17 protein-coding genes and 1 riboswitch are annotated in these 20,807 nt (G+C 69.4%); of the genes, 5 read left to right on the top strand and 12 right to left on the bottom strand.

Features of this window, described 5'->3' with window-relative positions; all coding sequences use genetic code 11:
• Positions 1–225: 225 nt before the first annotated feature.
• Positions 226–2,919: an aminopeptidase N gene (pepN, locus tag CFB45_RS05035; protein ID WP_089424758.1), complete on the bottom strand. Its 2,694-nt coding sequence runs from the start codon at positions 2,917–2,919 to the stop codon at positions 226–228.
• A gap of 187 nt (positions 2,920–3,106) precedes the next feature.
• On the opposite strand from pepN, the gene CFB45_RS05040 reads away from it, so the two are divergent.
• Positions 3,107–3,805: a DUF4136 domain-containing protein gene (locus tag CFB45_RS05040; RefSeq protein ID WP_089424759.1), complete on the top strand. Its 699-nt coding sequence runs from the start codon at positions 3,107–3,109 to the stop codon at positions 3,803–3,805.
• Positions 3,806–3,857: 52 nt separating this feature from the next.
• Here the strand turns inward: CFB45_RS05040 and CFB45_RS05045 are convergent, their stop codons facing one another.
• From CFB45_RS05045 to CFB45_RS05090, 8 genes are all read right to left on the bottom strand, one after another.
• Entirely contained in the window at positions 3,858–4,430 is a 573-nt protein-coding gene (locus CFB45_RS05045) for a TMEM165/GDT1 family protein (protein WP_089424760.1), read from the bottom strand.
• 78 nt (positions 4,431–4,508) lie between these two features.
• Positions 4,509–4,646: riboswitch (yybP-ykoY riboswitch) on the bottom strand.
• 146 nt (positions 4,647–4,792) lie between these two features.
• Positions 4,793–6,109: a guanine deaminase gene (guaD, locus tag CFB45_RS05055; protein WP_089424761.1), complete on the bottom strand. Its 1,317-nt coding sequence runs from the start codon at positions 6,107–6,109 to the stop codon at positions 4,793–4,795.
• Between the two features lie 16 nt (positions 6,110–6,125).
• The gene (locus CFB45_RS05060; RefSeq protein WP_256978129.1) at positions 6,126–6,452 is read right to left on the bottom strand and encodes a hypothetical protein; all 327 of its coding nucleotides are present in this window, start codon (positions 6,450–6,452) and stop codon (positions 6,126–6,128) included.
• A gap of 26 nt (positions 6,453–6,478) precedes the next feature.
• Complete coding sequence (locus CFB45_RS05065; RefSeq protein ID WP_089424762.1) at positions 6,479–7,504, bottom strand: adenosine deaminase; 1,026 nt, start codon at positions 7,502–7,504, stop codon at positions 6,479–6,481.
• A gap of 18 nt (positions 7,505–7,522) precedes the next feature.
• Positions 7,523–8,539, bottom strand: coding sequence for a xanthine dehydrogenase accessory protein XdhC (xdhC, locus tag CFB45_RS05070; RefSeq protein WP_089424763.1), 1,017 nt, complete (start codon positions 8,537–8,539; stop codon positions 7,523–7,525).
• A gap of 630 nt (positions 8,540–9,169) precedes the next feature.
• Entirely contained in the window at positions 9,170–9,682 is a 513-nt protein-coding gene (locus tag CFB45_RS05080; protein WP_089424765.1) for a disulfide bond formation protein B, read from the bottom strand.
• 138 nt (positions 9,683–9,820) lie between these two features.
• Positions 9,821–11,197, bottom strand: coding sequence for an amidase (locus CFB45_RS05085; RefSeq protein ID WP_089424766.1), 1,377 nt, complete (start codon positions 11,195–11,197; stop codon positions 9,821–9,823).
• Positions 11,198–11,204: 7 nt separating this feature from the next.
• Positions 11,205–11,885, bottom strand: a complete 681-nt coding sequence (locus tag CFB45_RS05090) for a GntR family transcriptional regulator (protein ID WP_089424767.1) — start codon at positions 11,883–11,885, stop codon at positions 11,205–11,207.
• Positions 11,886–12,165: 280 nt separating this feature from the next.
• On the opposite strand from CFB45_RS05090, the gene CFB45_RS05100 reads away from it, so the two are divergent.
• A complete protein-coding gene (locus tag CFB45_RS05100; protein ID WP_089424768.1) occupies positions 12,166–13,359 on the top strand; it encodes a gamma-glutamyl-gamma-aminobutyrate hydrolase family protein in 1,194 nt (397 codons plus the stop codon).
• 115 nt (positions 13,360–13,474) lie between these two features.
• Positions 13,475–14,167, top strand: a complete 693-nt coding sequence (locus CFB45_RS05105; protein WP_089424769.1) for a DUF2968 domain-containing protein — start codon at positions 13,475–13,477, stop codon at positions 14,165–14,167.
• A gap of 75 nt (positions 14,168–14,242) precedes the next feature.
• Here CFB45_RS05105 and CFB45_RS05110 read toward each other — a convergent pair whose 3' ends face one another.
• Positions 14,243–15,199, bottom strand: coding sequence for a hypothetical protein (locus CFB45_RS05110; protein ID WP_089425863.1), 957 nt, complete (start codon positions 15,197–15,199; stop codon positions 14,243–14,245).
• A gap of 351 nt (positions 15,200–15,550) precedes the next feature.
• On the opposite strand from CFB45_RS05110, the gene CFB45_RS05115 reads away from it, so the two are divergent.
• Positions 15,551–16,846 (top strand): MFS transporter, encoded by a 1,296-nt coding sequence (locus CFB45_RS05115; protein WP_089425864.1) that lies wholly within the window; start codon positions 15,551–15,553, stop codon positions 16,844–16,846.
• 84 nt (positions 16,847–16,930) lie between these two features.
• On the opposite strand, the gene CFB45_RS05120 is transcribed toward CFB45_RS05115, so the two are convergent.
• Positions 16,931–18,772 carry a tetratricopeptide repeat protein gene (locus CFB45_RS05120; RefSeq protein ID WP_441301352.1) on the bottom strand — a complete coding sequence of 614 codons (1,842 nt, stop codon included), beginning with the start codon at positions 18,770–18,772 and terminating at the stop codon, positions 16,931–16,933.
• A gap of 130 nt (positions 18,773–18,902) precedes the next feature.
• Between CFB45_RS05120 and CFB45_RS05125 the strand changes: the two genes are divergently transcribed.
• The gene (locus tag CFB45_RS05125) at positions 18,903–20,546 is read left to right on the top strand and encodes an FAD-dependent monooxygenase (protein WP_089424771.1); all 1,644 of its coding nucleotides are present in this window, start codon (positions 18,903–18,905) and stop codon (positions 20,544–20,546) included.
• 8 nt (positions 20,547–20,554) lie between these two features.
• Here CFB45_RS05125 and CFB45_RS05130 read toward each other — a convergent pair whose 3' ends face one another.
• Positions 20,555–20,806: a formate dehydrogenase subunit delta gene (locus CFB45_RS05130; RefSeq protein ID WP_089424772.1), complete on the bottom strand. Its 252-nt coding sequence runs from the start codon at positions 20,804–20,806 to the stop codon at positions 20,555–20,557.
• Between the last annotated feature and the right edge of the window lies 1 nt (position 20,807).

Raw genomic sequence — 20,807 nt, forward strand, 5'->3', positions numbered from 1 at the left:
CCTCCCGTGCCACCGGCTTTTTTCGTCCGGTTACATGACCGGGCGGCCGTCCCGGCCCGGTTTCCCAGGGTTGGAAACCGGCGGGACGCGCTTGACGCCAACGGCGGGCGGCGCGGTCGGCCCTCGCGATTGCGCGCGGTTCCAGCAGTCTTCACACCATAAAAAAGCCGGTGCCGCGACGAGCGGCACCGGCTGTATCGCGCAGGCGCGACGCGGGCGATGGCGTTACGCGAGCGCCTTCTCGACGATCTCGCGCACGTCACGCGATTTCGCGCCGGCGGCGACCTGCTCGAGCGCTTCGCGCATCCGGTCGCGCAGCGCCGGCGTGAAGCGGCGCCACAGTTCGAGCGAGCGGGCGAGGCGCGCCGCGACCTGCGGGTTGATCGCGTCGAGCGCGAGCACCTGTTCGGCCCAGAACGCGTAACCCGAGCCGTCCGCCGCGTGGAATTGCGCGGGGTTGGCCGCGCAGAAGCTGAAGATCAGCGAGCGGGCGCGGTTCGGATTCTTCAGGTTGAACGCCGGGTGCGCGAGCAGCTTGCGGACCTTCGCGAGCGTCGGCTGCGCGGGCGTGCCGCGTTGCACCGCCTGCATCGCGAACCACTTGTCGATCACGAGCGCTTCCTTCTCGAAGCGACGATAGAAATCGTCGAGCGCGTGTTCGGCCGGTTCGGTCGCGCCGGCGGCCGCGGCGGACAGCAGCGCGCCGAGCGCTGCCGCGCGATCGGTCATGTTGTTCGCCGCATCGTATTGCGCGGTCGCGAGGCGCACCGCATCGGCCGGATCCTCGAGTTCGGCGAGATACGCGAGCGCGAGGTTCTTCAGCGCGCGGCGGCCGGAGGCCTCCGGCGTCGGTTCGTAGGCGCCGGGCGTCTGGTGCTGCTCGTAGGCGGCGAGCCACTCCGCGCGCAGCGCGGTGGCGAGCTGGCGGCGCACGAACTGGCGTGCGCGATGCACGGCGGCCGGATCGGCTTCCGCCATCTGGTCGGCGAGGTAGGTTTCCGACGGCAGCGTCAGCGCGAGTTCACGGAATGCCGGCGACAGCGTCGCGTCGGTCAGCACGCGGCGGAATGCGGCAACGAAGTTCTCGCCGAGCGTGAGCGGCTCGTTCGCGGCCGCACGCGCGGCGAGCGTCAGCAGCGCGCGGGTCGCGAGGCGCTGGCCGGCTTCCCAGCGGTTGAACGGATCGCTGTCGTGCGCGAGCAGGAACGCGAGATCGTCGTCGCTGTAGTCGTACTCGACGATCACCGGCGACGAGAAATTGCGCAGCAGCGACGGCAGCGGTTGTTCCGGTACGTCGACGAACGTGAAGGTCTGCTCGGTGTCGGTGAAGTCGAGCACGCGCGTCGTGCCTGCGGCGGCGGTTTCGCCGTCGAGACGCAGCGGCAGGTCGCGGCCGTCGCGGCCGATCAGGCCGATCGCGAACGGGATCAGCAGCGGCCCTTGCTGCGTTTCGCGCGCGGCCGGCGACCCGTCGCCGTAGCCCTGCGCGAGCGTCACCGTGTAGCGGCGCGCGGCCGCGTCGTACGCGGTGCGCACCGACACGCGCGGGGTGCCCGCCTGGCTGTACCAGCGCTCGAACTGCGCGAGGTCGCGCCCGTTCGCGTCGGCCATGGCGTGACGGAAATCGTCGCAGGTCACGGCGTGCCCGTCGTGGCGCTTGAAGTACAGATCCATCCCCTTGCGGAAGCCGTCGCGGCCGAACAGCGTCTGGTACATCCGCACGACTTCCGAGCCTTTCTCGTAGACCGTCATCGTGTAGAAGTTGTTGATCTCGACGTAGCTTTCCGGGCGCACCGGGTGCGCCATCGGGCCCGCGTCCTCGGCGAACTGCAGCTGGCGCAGCACGCGCACGTCTTCGATGCGCTTGACCGCGCGGGCCGCCGATTCGAGGTCGTCGCCCGCGGCCATGTCGGCCGAGAATTCCTGGTCGCGGAACACCGTCAGGCCTTCCTTCAGGCTCAGCTGGAACCAGTCGCGGCAGGTCACGCGGTTGCCGGTCCAGTTGTGGAAGTATTCGTGGCCGACCACCGATTCGATGTTCGCGAAGTCGGTATCGGTTGCGGTCTCGGGGTTCGCCAGCACGTACTTCGTGTTGAAGATGTTGAGCCCCTTGTTCTCCATCGCGCCCATGTTGAAGTCGCCGACCGCGACGATCATGAAGCGGTCGAGATCGAGCTCGAGGCCGAAGCGCTGCTCGTCCCAGCGGATCGAGTGGATCAGCGAATCCATCGCATGACGCGTCTTGTCGAGATCGGCGGGCTCGACCCACACCTGCAGCAGCTTTTCCTTGCCCGAGCCGGTCGTGATCGTTTCCTCGATCGCGACGAGCTTGCCCGCGACCAGCGCGAACAGGTAGCTCGGCTTGCGGAACGGGTCTTCCCATTTCGCGAAGTGGCGGCCGTCGGGCAGGTCGCCGGAATCCACGAGGTTGCCGTTCGACAGCAGTACCGGGTACGCGGCCTTGTCGGCGCGCAGCGTCACCGTATACGACGCCATCACGTCCGGACGGTCGAGGAAGTAGGTGATCCGGCGGAAACCTTCGGCTTCGCACTGCGTGAAGAAGTTGCCGCTCGACACATAGAGGCCCGACAGCGTCGTATTCTGGTCGGGTGCGCATGCGCTTTCGAGCGTCAGCTCGAACGCTTCGGGGACGTTCTCGACCGTCAGCCCGTGTTCGTGCGCACGCACGGCGCCATGCGGCGCGCCATCCAGCCAGGCGCCGAGGAATTCGAGCGCTTCGCCCATCAGCTCCAGGTGCGGCGCGGGCGCGGCGTCCGGATTGCGGCGCACGCGCATCGTATTCCTGACGATCGTACGGGCCGGCGCGAGATCGAATTCGAGCGCGACGGAATCGATGAGGAAGGCCGGCGGCGTGTAGTCGGCGCGGCGGATCACGGTGGAGGAGGCGTTGTCGGACATGGTCGTCGAGATCGGTGGAGTGGGGGACGGGCCCGTGGCACGGGCCGGGCGAACCGGGCCATTGTACAAAGGCTGGCGGCCGCGTGCCGGGCGAACTTTTTACCGGTTCCGGGAGTCCGCGTATTATCGGCATCCCGTTACGGTTCGCGCGGTGCGACGAACGGGTGACGGATCGAAGAGGATCAACATGAAACGCGAATGGATTCAACGCGGTGCGGGCTGGGCGGCGGTGCTGTGCGTGGCGCTGCTGACCGGCTGCACCAGCTACGTGACGACCCAGGTCACGGCCTTCTCCGACTGGAGCGGCAGCGACGCGACACGCACCTATGCGTTCACGCGCACCGAGGCGCAGAAGAACAGCATCGAGCAGTCGACCTACGAGCCGATCGTCGCAAACGAGCTGTCGACGTATGCGTTCCGGCAGGTGCCGCAGGCGCAGGCGCGGTATCTCGTCGGGCTGACCTATGCGGTCGGCAGCGATCTCGTGACGGTGCCGCAGCCGGTCTATTACGATCCGTGGTTCGCGCCCGGGCCGTACTGGCGGCGCGGGCCGTGGGGCCCGTGGGGTCCCTGGGGGCCGATGCCGGCCGGCTACGTCGCGCAGACGTACCAGGTGTTCGACTACACGCTCGGCATCCGCATTACCGAGCGCGCGACGGGCAAGGAGGTGTACAACGTGTCCGCGCGCACGACCGGCGACAACGGCACGCTGCTGTACGCGATGCCGTTCCTCGCGCGCAGTGCGCTCGCCGATTTCCCGCTGTCCAACGGCGCGGTTCGCTCGGTCCGGCTGCCGGTCGACAAGCGCGGCGGCCCGGCGGCGCCGGCGGCCAACGAACGCGTGGTGCCGGCCGCGCCCGCGTCGGGTGCCGCTGCCGCGAAGTAACGCGGGATCCCTCTCGGCGCGGCCGTCCGGCCGCGCCGGCCATGCCCTTCCGTCAGACCCCGATACCCAGCAGCGCCAGCGCGCCGAGCACGACGAACAGCACGGCCGCAATCCCGTGCACGAGCTTCGTCGGCAGGCGGTGCGCGAAGCGGTCGCCGAGCAGGATCGCGGGCACGTTCGCGAGCATCATCCCGAACGTCGTGCCGGCCACGACACCGAGGTAGTCCTGGAAGCGCGCGGCCAGCGCGACGGTCGCGATCTGCGTCTTGTCGCCCATTTCCGCGAGGAAGAATGCGACGAGGGTCGCACCGAACACGCCGAGCCGCGAGCGGTTGGCATTGGCTTCGTCGGCATCGAGCTTGTCCGGCACGAGGATCCACAACCCCATCGCGATGAACGAGAACGCGAGCGCCCAGCGCATGATCGACGGTGTGACGAGCACGCCGAGCCACTCGCCGAGCGCGCCGGCGAAACCGTGGTTCACGAGCGTCGCGACGAGCACGCCGAGAATGATCGGCACCGGCTTGCGATAGCGCGCGGCCAGTACGAGGGAAAGCAGTTGGGTCTTGTCGCCGATTTCAGCGAGGGCGACGGCGCCGGTGGAGATCAGGAAGGCTTGGGACACGTATGGGGTTCCACGGGCCGATGTTGTGCGTGCGAGCGACGATCCACCGCGCGCCGGGCCCTGATGCGGCGCGCTGTGAACCATCGGTCTCGCCAGGCCTAGGTGGCTGCGTCCGCCATGGCCGTACGGCCAAGTCTGTTGACGGACGCCTCCGTCACGATGCGCGCCGGGAGCGCGGGACATCGAGCGGAGCGGCTACTCCCCAATGAGCGGCGAATTCTAGCACGGCGCGTTGCGCGCGGGAAAGCGGTTGGCGGGCGCTGTGCCCGGAGTCGGGGCGGGATCGGCGTACGGCAGTCTCGGCGGCCCGGCACGCGCGGCGGTGGAGGCCCGCGCGTGCCGGGGCGAACCCCGGCAGGTCGTTACGCGGCGGGGCGGCGTGCCGCGCCGCGCTCGTGGACGAGTTGGCCGGCCGCGTAGGTGCGGTACACCGCGCGGTCGTCGCCGAGCAGCGCGAACGCGAACAGCAGTTCCTCGAGCGAATCCGCGCGTTTCGTGCGGCGCGCGAGCAGCGGCGTGGCCTGCGGATCGAGCACGACGAAGTCGGCCTCGGTGCGCGGTGCGAGCGTGCCGACCGTATCGGCGAGGTCGAGTGCCTGCGCGGCGCCGGCCGTCGCGAGCCAGAACATCCGCGTCGCGCTCAGGTGGTGGCCCGACAGCCGCGCGACCTTGTGCGCTTCGTTCATCGTCTGCAGCATCGAGAACGACGTGCCGCCGCCGACGTCGGTCGCGAGCGTGACGGGCACGTCGTATTCGCCGGCCTTGTCGAAATCGAACAGCCCGCTGCCGAGGAAGAAGTTCGACGTCGGGCAGTGCGCGACGACGGTGCGCGTCTCGGCCATCCGGCGGCGGTCCTCGTCGTCGAGGTGGATGCAGTGGCCGTATACCGCGCGTGGGCGCAGCAGCCCGTAGCGGTCGTAGATGTCGAGATAGCTGCGATGGCCGGGGAACAGCTCGGCCACCCATTTCACCTCGTCGACGTTTTCCGCGACGTGGCTCTGCACGAACACGTCCGGATGGCGGCGCGCGAGTTCGCTGCACGCCTCGAGCTGCGCCTCGGTCGACGTCGGCGCGAAGCGCGGCGTGAGCGCGTACATCTGGCGGCCCTTGCCATGCCAGCGGCCGATCAGCTCGGCGCTGTCGTCATAACCCGATTGCGCGGTATCGCGCAGGAATTCGGGGCAGTTGCGGTCCATCAGCACCTTGCCCGCGATCATCCGCAGGTCGCGCGCGTCGCTCGCCGCGAACAGCGCATCGGCCGACTGCTTGTGCACCGTGCAGTAGACGAGCGCGCTCGTCGTGCCGCAGGCGAGCAGTTCGTCGACGAAGAAGTCGGCGACTTCGCGCGCATGCTCGGGATCGCCGAACTGGCGCTCGGTCGGGAACGTGTACTTGTCCAGCCACGGCAGCAGGCCCGGCGCCGGCGACGCGATCATGTCGGTCTGCGGATAGTGGATGTGCGTGTCGATGAAGCCGGGCACGATCAGCTTGTCGCGCAGGTCATGGACGATCGCGTCGCGCGCGAGCGTCGCGGCGAGCTGCGCGTACGGGCCGGCCGCGACGACCTTGCCGTCGTCGACGACCAGGAGGCCGTCGGTCTCGTAGTTCGCGGCCTGGCTCGATTGCGCCGGGTCGCCGTTGAAGGTCAGCAGCTGGGAACGGAAAGCGGTTTGCGTCATGACGAATGGTCCTGCATCAAGGTAAGGCGAACAGAAGAAAACGGGCGACGCCGCACGACGGCAAGGCGGCGCCTGGCGGGCGGTGCGGCACGCTCCGTGCCGCACGACCGGATGCGATTGCGCGGGCGAACGTGGCGGCCGAAGCCGCCAGCGAGTGGTTGCCGGCGGGCCTCGCAGCCGTTGCGCTCACGACCGACGTGGCCGCTAGCGAAACGGCGAATCGCGACGGCAGGCACGCGCGAGCGACGACGCACAGCGCCGTCGCCGCGCGCTCACGCACGCGCTCGTCCCGGCGCAAGGCCGGGCCGGTGGTCGCGAAGCGGATGCCGTTGCCGTGTTTCATCTGTCAGCGTTCCTCGATGCCGGCCGTCACGCGGCCTGCCAGTACGCGTCGAGGCGCGCGTACAGTGCGTCGCGCTGCGCCGGTTCGATGAACGACGCCTCGAAGCCGTTGCGGATCACCGCACGGACTTCGGCATCCGTGAGTTGCAACCCTTCGGCCGTCGCGAAGTAGTTTTCATTGACGTAGCCGCCGAAATAGGCCGGATCGTCGGAGTTGATCGTCACCGCGACGCCGCGGTCGAGCAGCGCCTTCAGCGTGTGCTTCGCCATGTCGTCGAACACGCACAGCTTGAGATTCGACAGCGGGCAGACGGTGAGCGCCGTGCGCGATTTCGCGAGGCGCTCGACGAGTGCCGCGTCCTCGATGCTGCGCACGCCGTGGTCGATGCGGTCGACCTTCAGCACGTCGAGCGCTTCGTAGATGTAGGCGGGCGGGCCTTCCTCGCCTGCGTGCGCGACGAGCTTCAGCCCGAGCGCGCGCGCCTTCTCGAACACGCGTGCGAACTTCGTCGGCGGATGGCCGAGCTCGGACGAGTCGAGGCCGACGCCGATCAGGCGATGGCGATAGCGCTCGAACAGCGGCAGCGCGGATTCGAACGTCGCGAGCGCGTCCTCTTCGGACAGGTGGCGCAGGAAGCACAGGATCAGCTTGCTCGACAGCCCGCGTTGCTCGGCATCGGTGAGTGCACGCTCGATGCCCGCGACCACCGTCTCGATCGGCACGCCGCGCTCGGTGTGCGTCTGCGGATCGAAGAACAGCTCGGTGTGGACGACGTTGTCGGCGAGCGCGCGTTCGCAGTACGCGGCCGTCATGTCGTAGAAGTCCTGCTCGGTCAGCAGCACGCTCGCGCCGGCGTAATAGATGTCGAGGAACGACTGCAAGTCGGTGAATGCGTACGCGGCGCGCAGCGCGTCGATCGAGTCGTACGCGAGCTTCACGCCGTTGCGCTGCGCGAGCGCGAAAATCAGTTCGGGCTCGAGCGAGCCTTCGATATGGATGTGCAGCTCCGCTTTCGGCGCGCGGGCAATCTTGTCCTTGAATGTCGGGGTCATGGCGTCGTTCTTGGTCGGTCAGTAGGTAGGGGAAGCCTGCGTGGACGCGTTTGCATTCGCGTTTGCCTCGACGGCCTGCAGCAATTGCGCAGCCACCGAGATCGCGATCACTTCGGGCGCCTTGTCGATGATGCCTTCGACACCGATCGGGCAGCGCATCCGCGCGACCTGGGCCGGGTCGATACCGATCGCGGCGAGGCGATGGTCGAACTGCATGCGTTTCGCGTGCGAGCCGGTCATCCCGAAGTACGCATAGTCGCCGCGCCGCAGGATGCGCTCGGCCAGCACGAAATCGAGTGCGTGGTCGTGCGTCATCACGACGAAGTACGACTGCGGCGGTGCGGCGTCGACCGCGTCGGCCGGGGCAGCGGCCGCCTCGATCGCGAGGTTGCCGATGCCGGCGAGCGCGTCAGCCGGCGGGAACACCGCATCGGGCCCGTCGATCCAGCGCACGTGGCACGGCAGCGTCGCCAGCACCTTCACGAGCGCGGTGCCGATGTGCCCGGCGCCGAACAGCACGACGGGGAACGCATACGGCGCGATCGTTTCGGTCATCAGCGACACGCCGCCGGTTTCCCACAGCAAGCAGTCGGCACGCGCGGCTTCCGATTCGGGCTCGCTCAACAGCGGCGCGCCCGGCGAGGGGCCGAATGATACGCTACGCACGGTCGCGGCGCCGGCCGCGACACGCTTCGCGAGCGACATGATCCAGCCGAGATCGCCCACATCGAGCCGCTCGAACGCGAGCACCACGGCGCCGCCGCAGCACTGGCCGAGGCTCGGGCCAAGCGCGAGCCGTTCGAGCCGGCGCGCGTGCGGCACGTGCGCGCCATCCTTCAGCAGATGCCGCGCGATCTCGATTGCCTTCCATTCCAGATGACCGCCGCCGATCGTATGGCGGGCCGTGTCGCGCGTGACGAGCATCTTGGTGCCGGCTTCGCGCGGCGCGGAGCCGTCGGTATGCGCGACCGTCACGAGCACGGCCGCTTCGCCATGCGCGAGCAGTTGCTGCAGATCGCCGAGCCAGGCTTCCATCAGCACGCTCCGTTCGGGACGACGCGGCACGACACGCGGCGCGGGCTGGCGGGCGTGGCGGCAACGATGACGGACGGGAGCGAGGCGGGCCGGCCGCACGGCCGATGCAGTGCGGCGGCAGCGCGCGAACGGCGCGCGCGGACGGCACCGCCGGATGCGCGGACGCCATGAGGGTGACGGATGCGGATGGTTTGCGTTGTCATGATGAATCCAGTCGACATTGCGGATCGGGCGCGCGTTACGCAGGGGTGGTGAGACCGCCTGGCCTCGCGCACGTAGATCGCCATCCAGTCACGAAGATAACACCGCGAGGCGACGGGAACATCGCCAGGCGGTGATCCGGGCTATCAGGAGGCGATCATGTCGATCATAGGCCCGCCGCGCGGGATCGGGGCGCCAATGCGCGCACATCGGGCCGAAACGCAGGCGTGGCGGGGCTGGGCGCGGAGCTCGCGCGATGCGCGTTCGCCCGGAGACCCGGGCGGCGGCGGGGTAGGTGTTTACGCTTGACGGGCCGGATGCGGCTCGCCGGGCTGGGCCGGCGGCGCTCCGGAGCCGGGCGGTCACCGGCCGGCGGTAGTGTGCGGCCGAGCGAACGGGCCGCGCGCAGGCCGGTGCGAAACCGGCCGGTCAGGCCACGAGCTTGCGGCGATGGCGCCAGAGGCTCGCGGCGACCGCGACCAGGATCACGGCGAAGGCGATCAGCGCCCAGCCGGGCAGCAGGATGCCGAAGATCGGCGGGTAGACCGTCTCGCACAGCCCGGCGACCTTGAACATGCCGGGGAACCACTGCGCGGGCGGCAGGCTGTCGACGATCGGCTGCAGCGTGTCGAAGCCGCAGCTGAAGCCCGGATTCATCTGGATCGACAGATGCCGGGCGGCCGTGCCGACGCCGCCCGCCGCGGCGATCGCGATCAGCAGCTCGAGCACCCAGACGCCGCGCCAGTTGCGGATCCCGGCGGCCAGGAACGCGAAGATTCCGATCGCGCAGAAGAAGTAGCGCTGGATGATGCACAGCGGGCACGGATCTTCGTTCTTCACGTACTGCAGGTAGAGCGCACCGGCCAGCAGGGCGATGCACACCCATCCGAGCAGCATCAGCAGGCGGCGTTCGCGGCGGATGGCGAGCGTGTAGTCGTTCATGTCGGCGGGGTTCCTCGTGGTCGGTCCGGAAAACAATCGCGCGATTTTAGCGCGAACGGTCTGGCACGAAACTGACAGCGCGCGTGCGGCAACCTGCCGCACCGCGCGTCCTGCCCGTCGGCGCCCGGCTGGCGGCGCTCAGCGGATCGTGTTCAGCACGGCCTCGACTGCCTGGCCGATCGCGAGCAGCGCGTCGTCGCGGTGCGGTGCGGCCGCGAGCATCAGCCCGACCGGCGCCGCGTCGCGCGGATGGCAGGGCAGCGACAACGCGCACGCGTCGAGGAAGTTGAACGCGCTCGGATTGCGCAGGATCAGCGCGTTGGTGCGCGTGAAGGCATCGTCGTCCGCTTCGAGTTCGGCGATGCGCGGCGGCACGACCGGCACCGTCGGCGCGACGAGCGCATCGAAGCGCGACCAGACCGTGTGGGCCGCTTCGTCGAGCATCGCCGTGCGCGCGGCGAGCAGGTCGAGATAGTCGGCCGCGCTCGCGGGTTCGCCCTTCAGGATCCGCGTGAGCACGCGCGGGTCGTACTGGTCGCGGTGCTTGGCGAGCAGCGGGCGATGCCACGCGTAGGCCTCGATCGGCGAGAAGCCGAAGCGGTTGACGTCCGGCAGCCGGTCGAGCGCGGGGAAGCGCACTTCCGTGACGATCGCGCCGGCGGCTTCGAGATGCTTGAGCGCGGCGTCGAGCGCGGCCGCGACGTCGGCATCGACGCCCTCCGTCACGTAGTTCGTCAGCACGCCGAGCCGCACGCCTTCGAGCGGCCGGGCGGCCGGCACGTGCGGTTCGAGGCCCGCGAGCATCCGGTCGACGAGCGCGCAGCAGGCGACCGTCAGGCCGATCGGGCCGAACGAGTCGAGCGTCGTCGACAGCGGCACGCCGCCTTGCGTCGGGATCCGGCTCGCGGTCGGCTTGAAGCCCGTCAGCCCGCACAGGGCGGCCGGAATGCGGATCGAGCCGCCCGTGTCGGTGCCGAGCGCGACGGCGGCCATCCCGTCGGCGACGGACGCGGCCGCGCCGGACGACGAACCGCCGGAAATGCGCGCGTCGCCCGGCACGTCGCGGTGGTACGGCGAGCGCGGATGGCCGAAGTGCGGATTCAGCCCGAGCCCCGAGAACGCGAACTCGCTCATGTTGGTGCGACCGACCAGCACCGCGCCCGCGCGCTTGAGCCGCGCGACCGCGACCGCGTCGGTGCGCGCGGTCGGCGCGCCGTCGAGCACGCGCGAACCCGCGCGCGTCACCTGACCCGCGACGTCGAACAGATCCTTGACCGACACCGGGATGCCCGCGAGCGGCGACAGCACGGTGCCCGCGGCGCGCCGCCGGTCGTGCGCGTCGGCGGCCGCGCGCGCGTTGTCGGCATCGACTTCGGTGAAGACGACCGCGCCCTGGCCCGACGGATCGGCGATCCGGTCGAGCGCTGTGTCGACGAGTGCGCGGCTCGTGGTCCGGCCGGCGGCGAGGTCGGCGGCGAGCTGGGCGAGCGGGGGGAAGGGCGTGAAAGTGGTCATGGGCGGCTCAGGGGCGAAGATGTTGAAGAAGCGTGGAGCGGAACGAATCGATATGACTTTCAACGGCCGCGCGTGCACCGGCGGCGTCGCGCGCGGACAGCCGATCGAACAGTTCGCGATGCTCATGCTGGACGTCGGCGAGATGGTGAGGTTCGGACAGCGTGACGAACCAGAAGCGCAGCGAGCGCTCATGCAGCCCGCGCAGGATGTCGGCGAGGACCGCATTGCGCGCGGCCGCGGCGATCGCCTGGTGGAATGCGCGGTCGAGTTCCATCATGCCTTCGACGTCGTGCGTGTCGACGCAGGCCTGCCCGTCGTCGAGCAGCGCGGCCAGGCGCGCGAGATCGTCAGGCGTTGCGTGGCGCGCGGCGAGTTCCGCGCAGTGTGCTTCGTTGATGCGCCGCACGTCGATCACCGCGACGATGTCGTCGAGCGACAGCGGCTGCACCATCAATCCCTTGCGCGGCATCACGGACAGCAGCCCTTCGAGCACGAGCCGATGCACGGCCTGGTGCACCGGCGTGCGGCCGATGCCGGTGCGGGCGACGAGGTCGGCTTCGTTGAGGGCGGCGCCGGGCTTCAGGCGCATCGTGATGATGTCGTGCTGGATCAGCGCATATGCGCGGTCGGCGAGGCTGGCCGTCGGTGCGGCCGGGTGCTCGTGGGTGACGTCGGCGAGGACATTCATGCGGGGTGCGGCGCGGCGGCCGGACGGGGCGCGATCATGGCGCTGGCGGTCGGGAAGCGTGGACGATGCGTGGATATTATTGTGATATATCACTGATGTCCAGTACCGGCGATGCCGCATCAGCCTGGCCGGCGCGCGGGCGGGAACGCTCCCCGACGCAGTTTGCCGTCGACTTGCAACAATATCGACAGGATGTTGCAGGTTTGCCGCTCGATCGTGCGCTGAAGCATAATGAATCTTCGTTTATCCATACGCGTGAGCGACGTACCAGACCATCGTCATGAGCGAAAACACGCCTTCCCCGGCCGGTCTGCCCGGCACCTCCTCCGTTTCTTCCGATTCACCCCGTACCGATCCGGCGAAAGCGCCCGATGCGCCGGCCACCCAGGCCGCCGCGCAGAACGTCGCTGCCGACGGCGCGTCACCGGTTACGGCTGCATCCGAGCCGGGCGCGCCCGGGGCGACCGGCGCCGCCATCGATGGTGCGGCTGCTGCTGCCGCGCCGCCGAAGGCCGGCACGCCGCCACCCGGTTTCGGCGCGCAGCCTGATTTCGACACGCCGCGCCCGCCGCCCGCGAGCGCGCAGAATGCGCCGCCGGCCTATCTGAAGCAGAGCGACACGCCGTGGTCGGTATTTGGCCGGATCGTGGCCGCGCGCGCGCGCCGGCTGTTCGACCGTGCCGGCCAGCGCATCACGCAGCGCACGCTGCGCATCGGCGTGTCGGCGCGGATCTTCCATCCGGAACCGGGGGCGAAGGGGCTGAGAGGCAAGACGCTCCAGTACCTCGAGGAATCGATCGCGCACTGGGTCATGTCGCGCGACGTGCTCGTGTTCATGATTCCGACCGTCGGCCATCAGGGCATGATTCATCCGAGCAACATCCGCCTGCGCGACTACGCGAAGCATCTCGACGGCCTGCTGCTGCAGGGCGGCGCAGACGTATCGCCGCAAACCTATGCCGCGTCCGACGCCCGCCCCGAATGGCCGGGCGATCGCGTGCGCGACATGTACGAGCTCGAGCTGCTGCACGAGTTCGTCGAGTCCGGCAAACCCGTGCTCGGCGTGTGCCGCGGCTGCCAGCTGATCAACGTCGCGTTCGGCGGTTCGCTGTACCAGGACATCGCCACCGACGTGCCGACCGCGAATGCGCACGTGAGCGAGCATTACGACCAGCATCGTCACGCGATCCGCTTCCCGGATTCGTCGACGCTTGCGAGCATGTTCCCGGGGCGCAGCGAAGCGATCGTCAACTCGATCCACCATCAGGCGATCCGCGATCTCGGTCGCGATCTGAACATCGAGGCAGTGTCGGCCGGCGACGGGATCATCGAAGGCATTCGCCATCGCCGTTCGCCGTTCGTCGTCGGCGTGCAGTGGCACCCCGAGTTCCATCGGGCCGGCGGGTCGGAGCTGCTCGACTGCACGCCGCTGCTCGATGCATTCCTGCGCGCGGCGCGCGAAACCCGCCTATAGCAAGCCGCATGCTTCGCGTCGTACGAAGGCCGGCCGCATCCCGACAAATTCGAGATGCGGCCGTTTCGTTTTGAACGATAATCGCGAGTCCCGATTCGTTCGCCGGAGTCTGACGTTGGCTTTCCGAAATTTTTCCCCTGCACGATGCGCCACGTGGATCGTTGCGCTGGCTGCCTGCGCGCAAGCGGGTGCGGCCTGGTCCGCCGACGCGACGGCGCCCGCCGCCGGAACGCGTCCGGCGGTCACGAGCCTGCGCGGCGACACGGCGGCATCCGCCACGGCGGCGCCGGATGCCTCCGCACAAGGCAACGTCGCCGAGCTGACGCAGATGCTGCACGACGGCCGGATCGTCGAGATGCGCACGACGTACAACGGCAGCTACGGTGCGAGCCTGATGTTCGACCCGCGCGAGATGACGTACTACGTCGCGCTGTTCCAGGACAAGCATTTGTGGCGCGTAATCCGGTCGCAGGAAAAGACCCGCGCGGAGATGGTGTACGCGAACTTCGTTCAGCAGACCGTACAACTCGCCGATATCGAGATCCGCCGCACCGAGCTGGAGGCGCAGAAGGCGTTTCTCGAGCGCGTGATCGCGCTGCAGGCGAATCGTGCGCAGCAGTTGCAGGCCGACTTGAGCGTTGCGCGCAGCCAGCAGGCTGAAGTCGCGCAGCGGCAGCGCTCGGCGCAGGAGCAGGCGCAGGCGCTGCAGGTCGAGAAGCGGGCTGCACAGGTGCAGCTGCGCGATCTGCAAGAGCAGGTGCGACAGCTCGAGAAGCAGACCGAGACGGGGCTGCCCGCGCACAAGTAACGAGTCGTCAGACGGGCGCAGAGACGAGCAAAACCCGGCGAAGCAGGCTTCGCCGGGTTTTTTATGGCCGGGCCGTCAGCGCGCGAATGCGTCCGGCGTATCGGTCAGGCGGCGGTGGGACAGCTGCGCCGTCCAGTCCACACCGGTGGGGGGCGCGCGCGTGGCGCGGACAGGCTCGGTAGCGTGCAGCGCGCTCGCCATCGCGATCAGCGTGAGCGGATCATCGAGCGTGTCGCGCATGTCGCCGGTTGCACGCGGCAATGCGGCGAGCCGCTCGCGGGTGCGGGTGTCGACCGTGTTGTCGCGGATCGGCGGCCGTGTGGCCATCCGCATCACGGTTGGTGTTCGGACCGGCGCCGTCGCCATGCGCTTGCCGCTCGAACGAGGCGATGCGGCAGTGGCAGTGGCGGTCGGCGGCACGCCGGATGTTGCCTTTGGACGAAGCGATGCCGGAGGACGCGCGACCTGGTGCGTGGCCGGCAGTGGCTCGGCCGTTGTCGCGACAGGCGCGGCCATCTTGCGCTGCGGAGGCGCGCTCGTCGACGTACGCGGCTGAACCGCAGCGACCCGCACGGCCCCGGACGACGACGTAGCGTGATCCGGTACGTCACCTGCCGCGTGAATCGCGTAGGCAGGCCCGAACCCTGCAATCGGTTCATATGCGGCAATCAGCCAGCCGATGATGCCGAGCGCGCCGATACTCCAGCAGATCGCGTACTTCGCACGCCGGTCGCGAAAGCCGCCGGCGATACGGCGGGAGCACGGGGCCGCGGCGGCAGGCAGTGCCACCGGCGACCCGGCACGCGTCGGTGCCGACGCCGTGACGGACAGCGGCTTCCAGTGGCACGCGCGGTGCGGCCGGTCCACGTCGATGCAGGACGTCGTCAGTGTCGCGAGGCAGTGCTTGCCGGGCCGCGCACCGGGGGCGCCGCGGAAGGTCCAGTCGCGGCCGAGCGACGGCACGTGATCGAGCGGAGCGACGCGGGGGCGGGCGAGTGCGCCTGCAACGGGGACGAGGGGCGATGGGGTCATGAGGGCGGTGCGCCATGCGACACGGGCAACCGTGCCGGTGCGGCGCGGATATGTCGTCGCAAATCGAGACATTGTCGTCAGCCGGCGAAGGCCGGTCGATCAGATCAATCTGATTTTTGCTGCCGTTTCGGGACGACTCGTACGAGGAGAGCGCCGCGACCGCACCGGCAGGGGCGACACAAGGCAAATGTCGGGTTGGCGTGGCATGATGCGCGAACCATGCCGGTGCGCGCGTCGTTGCGCGGTGCGCCGCTGGCGGGCAGCGATGCCCGTGCGCGCCGGCCCGGCGCCGCGTGCGTCGTCGGATCCATGCGGCGCGGATTCGCGCCATCCGAGCTGAGCGAGAAAAACATGTCCACAGCGTCACACGCCATCGCGCAGGAATCGAAATTCCGCACCGTGTTCCGGGTCGTCAGCGGCAACTTCCTGGAAATGTACGATTTCATGGTCTACGGCTATTACGCGTCGGCCATCGCGAAAACCTACTTCCCGAGTGGCAACGCATTCGCGTCGCTGATGCTGTCGCTGTCGGTGTTCGGCGCTGGCTTCCTGATGCGGCCGGTCGGCGCGATCGTGCTCGGTGCGTACATCGACCATCACGGCCGCCGCAAAGGGCTGATCCTGACGCTCGGGCTGATGGCGATCGGCACGCTCGCGGTGGCCGCGATACCCGGCTATGCGACGATCGGCGTGCTCGCGCCGGTGCTCGTGCTGCTCGGCCGGCTGCTGCAGGGCTTCTCGGCGGGCGTCGAACTCGGCGGCGTGTCGGTCTACCTGTCGGAGATCGCGACGAAGGGGCACAAGGGGTTCTACACGTCGTGGCAGTCGGGCAGCCAGCAGGTGGCCGTCGTGTTCGCCGCGCTCGTCGGCGTGCTGCTGAACCGCGCACTGCCGGCCGAGGAGATGACCGCGTGGGGCTGGCGCATTCCGTTCCTGATCGGCTGCCTGATCGTGCCGTTCCTGTTCCTGATCCGTCGTTCGCTGAAGGAGACCGACGAGTTCCTCGCGAAGCGTCATCGTCCGACGATGGGCGAGATCATGCGTTCGATGCTCGACAACTGGGGCATCGTGGTGGCGGGCATGGGGATGGTGATCATGACGACGGTGTCGTTCTACATGATCACCGCCTATACGCCGACGTTCGGCAAGGAAGTGCTGCACCTGTCGTCGCTCGATGCACTCGTCGTGACCGTCTGCGTGGGGATCTCCAATCTCGTATGGCTGCCGCTGTCCGGTGCGTTGTCCGACCGCATCGGTCGCCGCCCGGTGCTGATCGCGTTCACGGTGCTGACGCTGTTGACGGCCTACCCGGCCGTGCTGTGGCTCGTCGGCGATCCGTCGTTCCTGCGGCTGCTCGCGGTCGAGCTGTGGCTGTCGTTCCTGTACGCGTCGTACAACGGGGCGATGGTCGTCGCGCTGACCGAAGTGATGCCGGCCGACGTGCGCACGGCGGGTTTCTCGCTGGCATACAGCCTGGCGACGACGATCGGCGGCTTTACGCCCGCGATCTCGACGCTGCTGATTCATCAGACCGGGAACAAGGCGGCGCCGGGGCTGTGGCTGAGCGTTGCCGCGATTTGCGGGCTGATCGCGACACTCGTGCTGTATCGCACGGCCGAGGCGCGCAACCAGTACAAGGCGGCCTGACCGGCAGCGGTATGACGCGCGGCGCCGGCCGCACACCATGCAATGAAAAAGGGAGCGCGGCGCGCTCCCTTTGTTCGTCTGCGTTCAGGCTTCGCGCAGCATGCCGGCGACCGCGGCCGCCACGTCGTGCCATTCTCCCGGCGCGGGCTGGCGGGCGAGCCTGGCCTGCGGATACCACGGGCAGTCGTCGCCGGTGAACCAGCGCCAGTCGGGCGCGAACGGTAGCATCACCCACAGCGGCTTGCCGAGCGCGCCGGCCAGGTGCGCGACCGCCGTATCGATCGTGACGACGCCGTCGAGCCGATCGATCAGCGCGGCCGTGTCGGCAAAGTCGTTCAGCCGGCCGTCGAGCCGATGCACGCGCGGATGCGCGTCGACGCGCGCGCGTTCGTCGTCGTCGAGTGCGGGCTGCAGCACGATCCAGTCGATGTCCGGCAGCGCGAGCAGCGGTGCGAGCGCGTCGAACGGCATCGAACGGTTTTCCTGCGCCTGCCGGCGCCCCGACCACGCAAGGCCGAACTTGCGCTTCGACTGGCCGCCGAGCGAGCCGCGAAAACGCCGGCCGGCGCCGTCGGGCGCGTCGAGGTAGCGCGAGCCCGCGACGATGTCCTCCTTCGTCTGAAGCCCGAGCAGGAACGGCAGGCTCATCAGCGTGCACGCGACATCCGCGGCAGGCGGTCTTGGCGCGCCCAGCGCGACGAGCGTCACGCGCCAGCGCGCCGCGGCCGGCGCCAGCAGCGTAACCAGTTCCGGCTGGACTTCGAGCACGACGCGCGCGCAGCGTGCGCGGGCGAGCGGCACGAAGCGGACGAACTGCAGCGTGTCGCCGAAGCCCTGTTCCGCGCGGATCAGCAGCGTGCGCGACGCGATCGGCTCGCCTTGCCAGCGCGGCAGCGTGCCGAGCGGCGTCGCGCCGGGGGTGTCGTGGCGCGCTTCGTAGGCGGGCAGGCCGCGCGTGAAGTCGCCGAGCGTCAGCAGCGTGACCGCGCGGTGCAGCCGTGCCAGCGTGAGATCGGGCGTGACGCGCAGAGCCTGGTCGAACGCGCGCAGCGCCATCTCGTGCGCACCGAGCGCGTGATGTGCGTTGCCGAGATTCAGCCAGGCCAGGCTGAACGACGGGTCGAGACCGACGGCACGCTCGTAGTAGGGCAGCGCGTCGCGGTGGCGGGCCTGCGCGCTCAGTGCGTTCGCGAGCCCGAACAGCGCGAGCGGAAACGGCGGATGCAGCGCGAGCGCGGCTTCGAACGCGGCGGCCGCCTCGGCATGCCGGCCGACCGCATCGAACGTGTTGCCGAGATTGAAATGCGCGGCGACGAAGCGCGGCTGCGCGGCGATCGCGGCCTGGAAGTGCGCGATCGCGTCGTCGGCGCGGCCCATCGCGTTCAGCGCCATCGCGAGGTTGTTGTGCGCGCCCGCATGCCCGGGCCGCAGCTCGAGCGCGCGAAGGAACGCGGCGAGCGCGTCGTCGTGGCGGCCGAGCGCGTTCAGCGCGTTGCCGAGATTGTTGTGGATCGATGCATCGTCGGGCGTGAGCCGCAGCGCGCGGCCGAATGCATCGATCGCATCGTCGTGGCGCTGCAGCGCCGCATACGCGTTGCCGAGGTTGTAGTGCGCGAGCGGAAATTCGGGCGCGAGCGTCAGCGCGTTGCGAAAGCGGTCGACTGCTTCGTCGAGCCGGCCGAGCGCCTTCAGCGCGTTGCCGAGATTGAGCTGCAGCGCGGCATCGCCCGGCCGCAGCGCGACGGCGCGGCCGACGAGATCGGCCGCCTCGGCGTGCTGGCCCTGCTGGTGCCGTAGCACGCCGAACAGATGCAGCGCGTCGGCGTCGGCGGGATTGGAGGCGAGCGCGTTGCGATAGCCGTGCTCGGCCTCGGCGAGGCGGCCCGCGCGGTGTGCGGCATACGCCCGGTCGAATGCGGAATCCATAACGCGAAAACTGGCGGAAAGCGCGTATTTTCCCACACCGCGCGATGATGCCGCGCGTCGGCCGATCGGCATATGGCCCCGTCACGCGGAGCGGCGTAGACTTGCAGGGTCGCGTGTCATCGAGGTTCTCATGGCTGACACACTGCCCGATATCCCGCCCGTGCTGATCGTCGGCGCGGGGCCGACCGGCCTTGCCGCGGCGATGAGCCTCGCGCGAGCCCGCGTGCCGGTGCGCATCATCGATCGGCTCGCTACGCCCGCGCCGTATTCGCGCGCGATCGGCATCCAGGCGCGCACGCTCGAACTGCTGGAGCAGCATCGCGCGGTCGAGCCGTTTCTCGCGCTCGGTCATCGTGCCCACGCGGCCGAGTTGCATGCCGACGGCCGCGTGATCGCACGGCTCGATTTCGATCCGTTGCAAACGCGCTATCCGTACTTGCTGTTTCTCGACCAGACCGTCACCGAGCGCCTGCTTGCCGAGCATCTGGCCCGGCTCGGCGTGACGGTCGAGCGCGGTGCGACGCTGACCGCGTGCGATGCGGGCGGTGCGTCGCTCGACGTGTCGATCCGCTGCGCCGACGGCCGCGACGAATCGTTCGCGCCGTCGTACCTGATCGCCGCCGACGGCGCGCACAGCACGGTCAGGCATCTGCTCGGCCTGGGCTTCGCCGGGCATGCGTTCGAGCAGACCTTCCTGCTCGCCGATTTCGCGGCGATACCCGACTGGCCGGACGAAGAGATCCACCTGTTCACGACATCCGAAGGCATCGCCGGCCTGTTTCCGATGGGCGGCGGCCGTTACCGGCTCGTGGCCGACCGGCCGCCCGGCGGCGACGCGTCGCCCGATGCGCCGACCCCGTCGCTTGCGGAATGCGACGCGATCGTGCGTGCCCGTGCCGGCGCGTCGATCTCGCCGAGCGATCTCGCGTGGTCGTCGTATTTTCATCTGCACAGCCGGATGGTCGACCGGTTGCGTCACGGCCGCGTGTTCTTCGCGGGCGACGCCGCGCATGTTCACAGCCCGGCCGGCGCGCAGGGCATGAACACCGGCATCCAGGAGGCGTTCAATCTTGGCTGGAAGCTCGCGCGCGTGCTCGGCGCGGGCACGCCCGAGCGGCTGCTCGACACGTATCACGCGGAGCGTCATCCGATCGAGCGCGACGTGTTGCGGCAGACCGGTTTCGTCACGCAGATCGTCGAAGCCGAGCGCGGCGCGATGAAGCTGCTGCGCGATCACGTCGTGCCGGTGCTGGCGTCGTTCGGGCCGATGCGCGATGCGGTGCGGCGCACGGTTAGCGAGCTCGGCGTGCAGTACCGGAAGAGTCCGCTGACGCTCGAGCGCGTGCTCGATGGCGGGCCGCGCGCAGGCGAGCGGGCACCCGACGCGCGCGTGCGGGTGCTCGACGGGCCGCTCGGTCAGGCGCCCGGAACGGCGCGGCTATACGACCTGCACGATCCGGCGAGCTTCACGTTGCTGTTGCTGGAAGAGCCGGAGAATGCCGACACCGGTGCGGTGCCGCCGATGCCGACCGATGCGCAGGCGCTCGTGCAGGGGCTCGAGCGGATCATGCCGGATGCGGTGCGCGTCTGGCGCGTCACCGATGCCGACGGCGGCGATGCCGGGCTCGCGCAGGAATACGGCCGCTCGCGGCCGTCGTTTTACCTGCTGCGGCCGGATGGTTACGTCGCCGTGCGCGGGCGCACGGCGACCGATGCGAACGCGCTGCTGCGCCACTGCGAGAGCTGGTTCGCGGGCCTGTCGCGGCCCGCGTAGCGGTGCCGTCAGGCGCTCGCCGTGGCGGGTACGAGCGACGCGCGGTGCACGGCGATCGCGTCGCGCACGATCGGTGCCGCACGTTGCCCGGCCTCGCTCGACGGATCGTCGAGCGCCGCGAGAAACGCGCGGCGCATCCGCGGCTCCCAGAAGCGCCGGATATGGTCGGCGATGCCGGTCAGCGCTTCGTCTCGATCGGGCATCGATTCGAAGAATGCGCCGATCTGGTTGGCCATGTCGATCAGGTGTCCGTTGTCCATC

The organism is Burkholderia sp. HI2500 (assembly GCF_002223055.1).
In the GTDB taxonomy this organism is placed as follows: Bacteria; Pseudomonadota; Gammaproteobacteria; order Burkholderiales; family Burkholderiaceae; genus Burkholderia.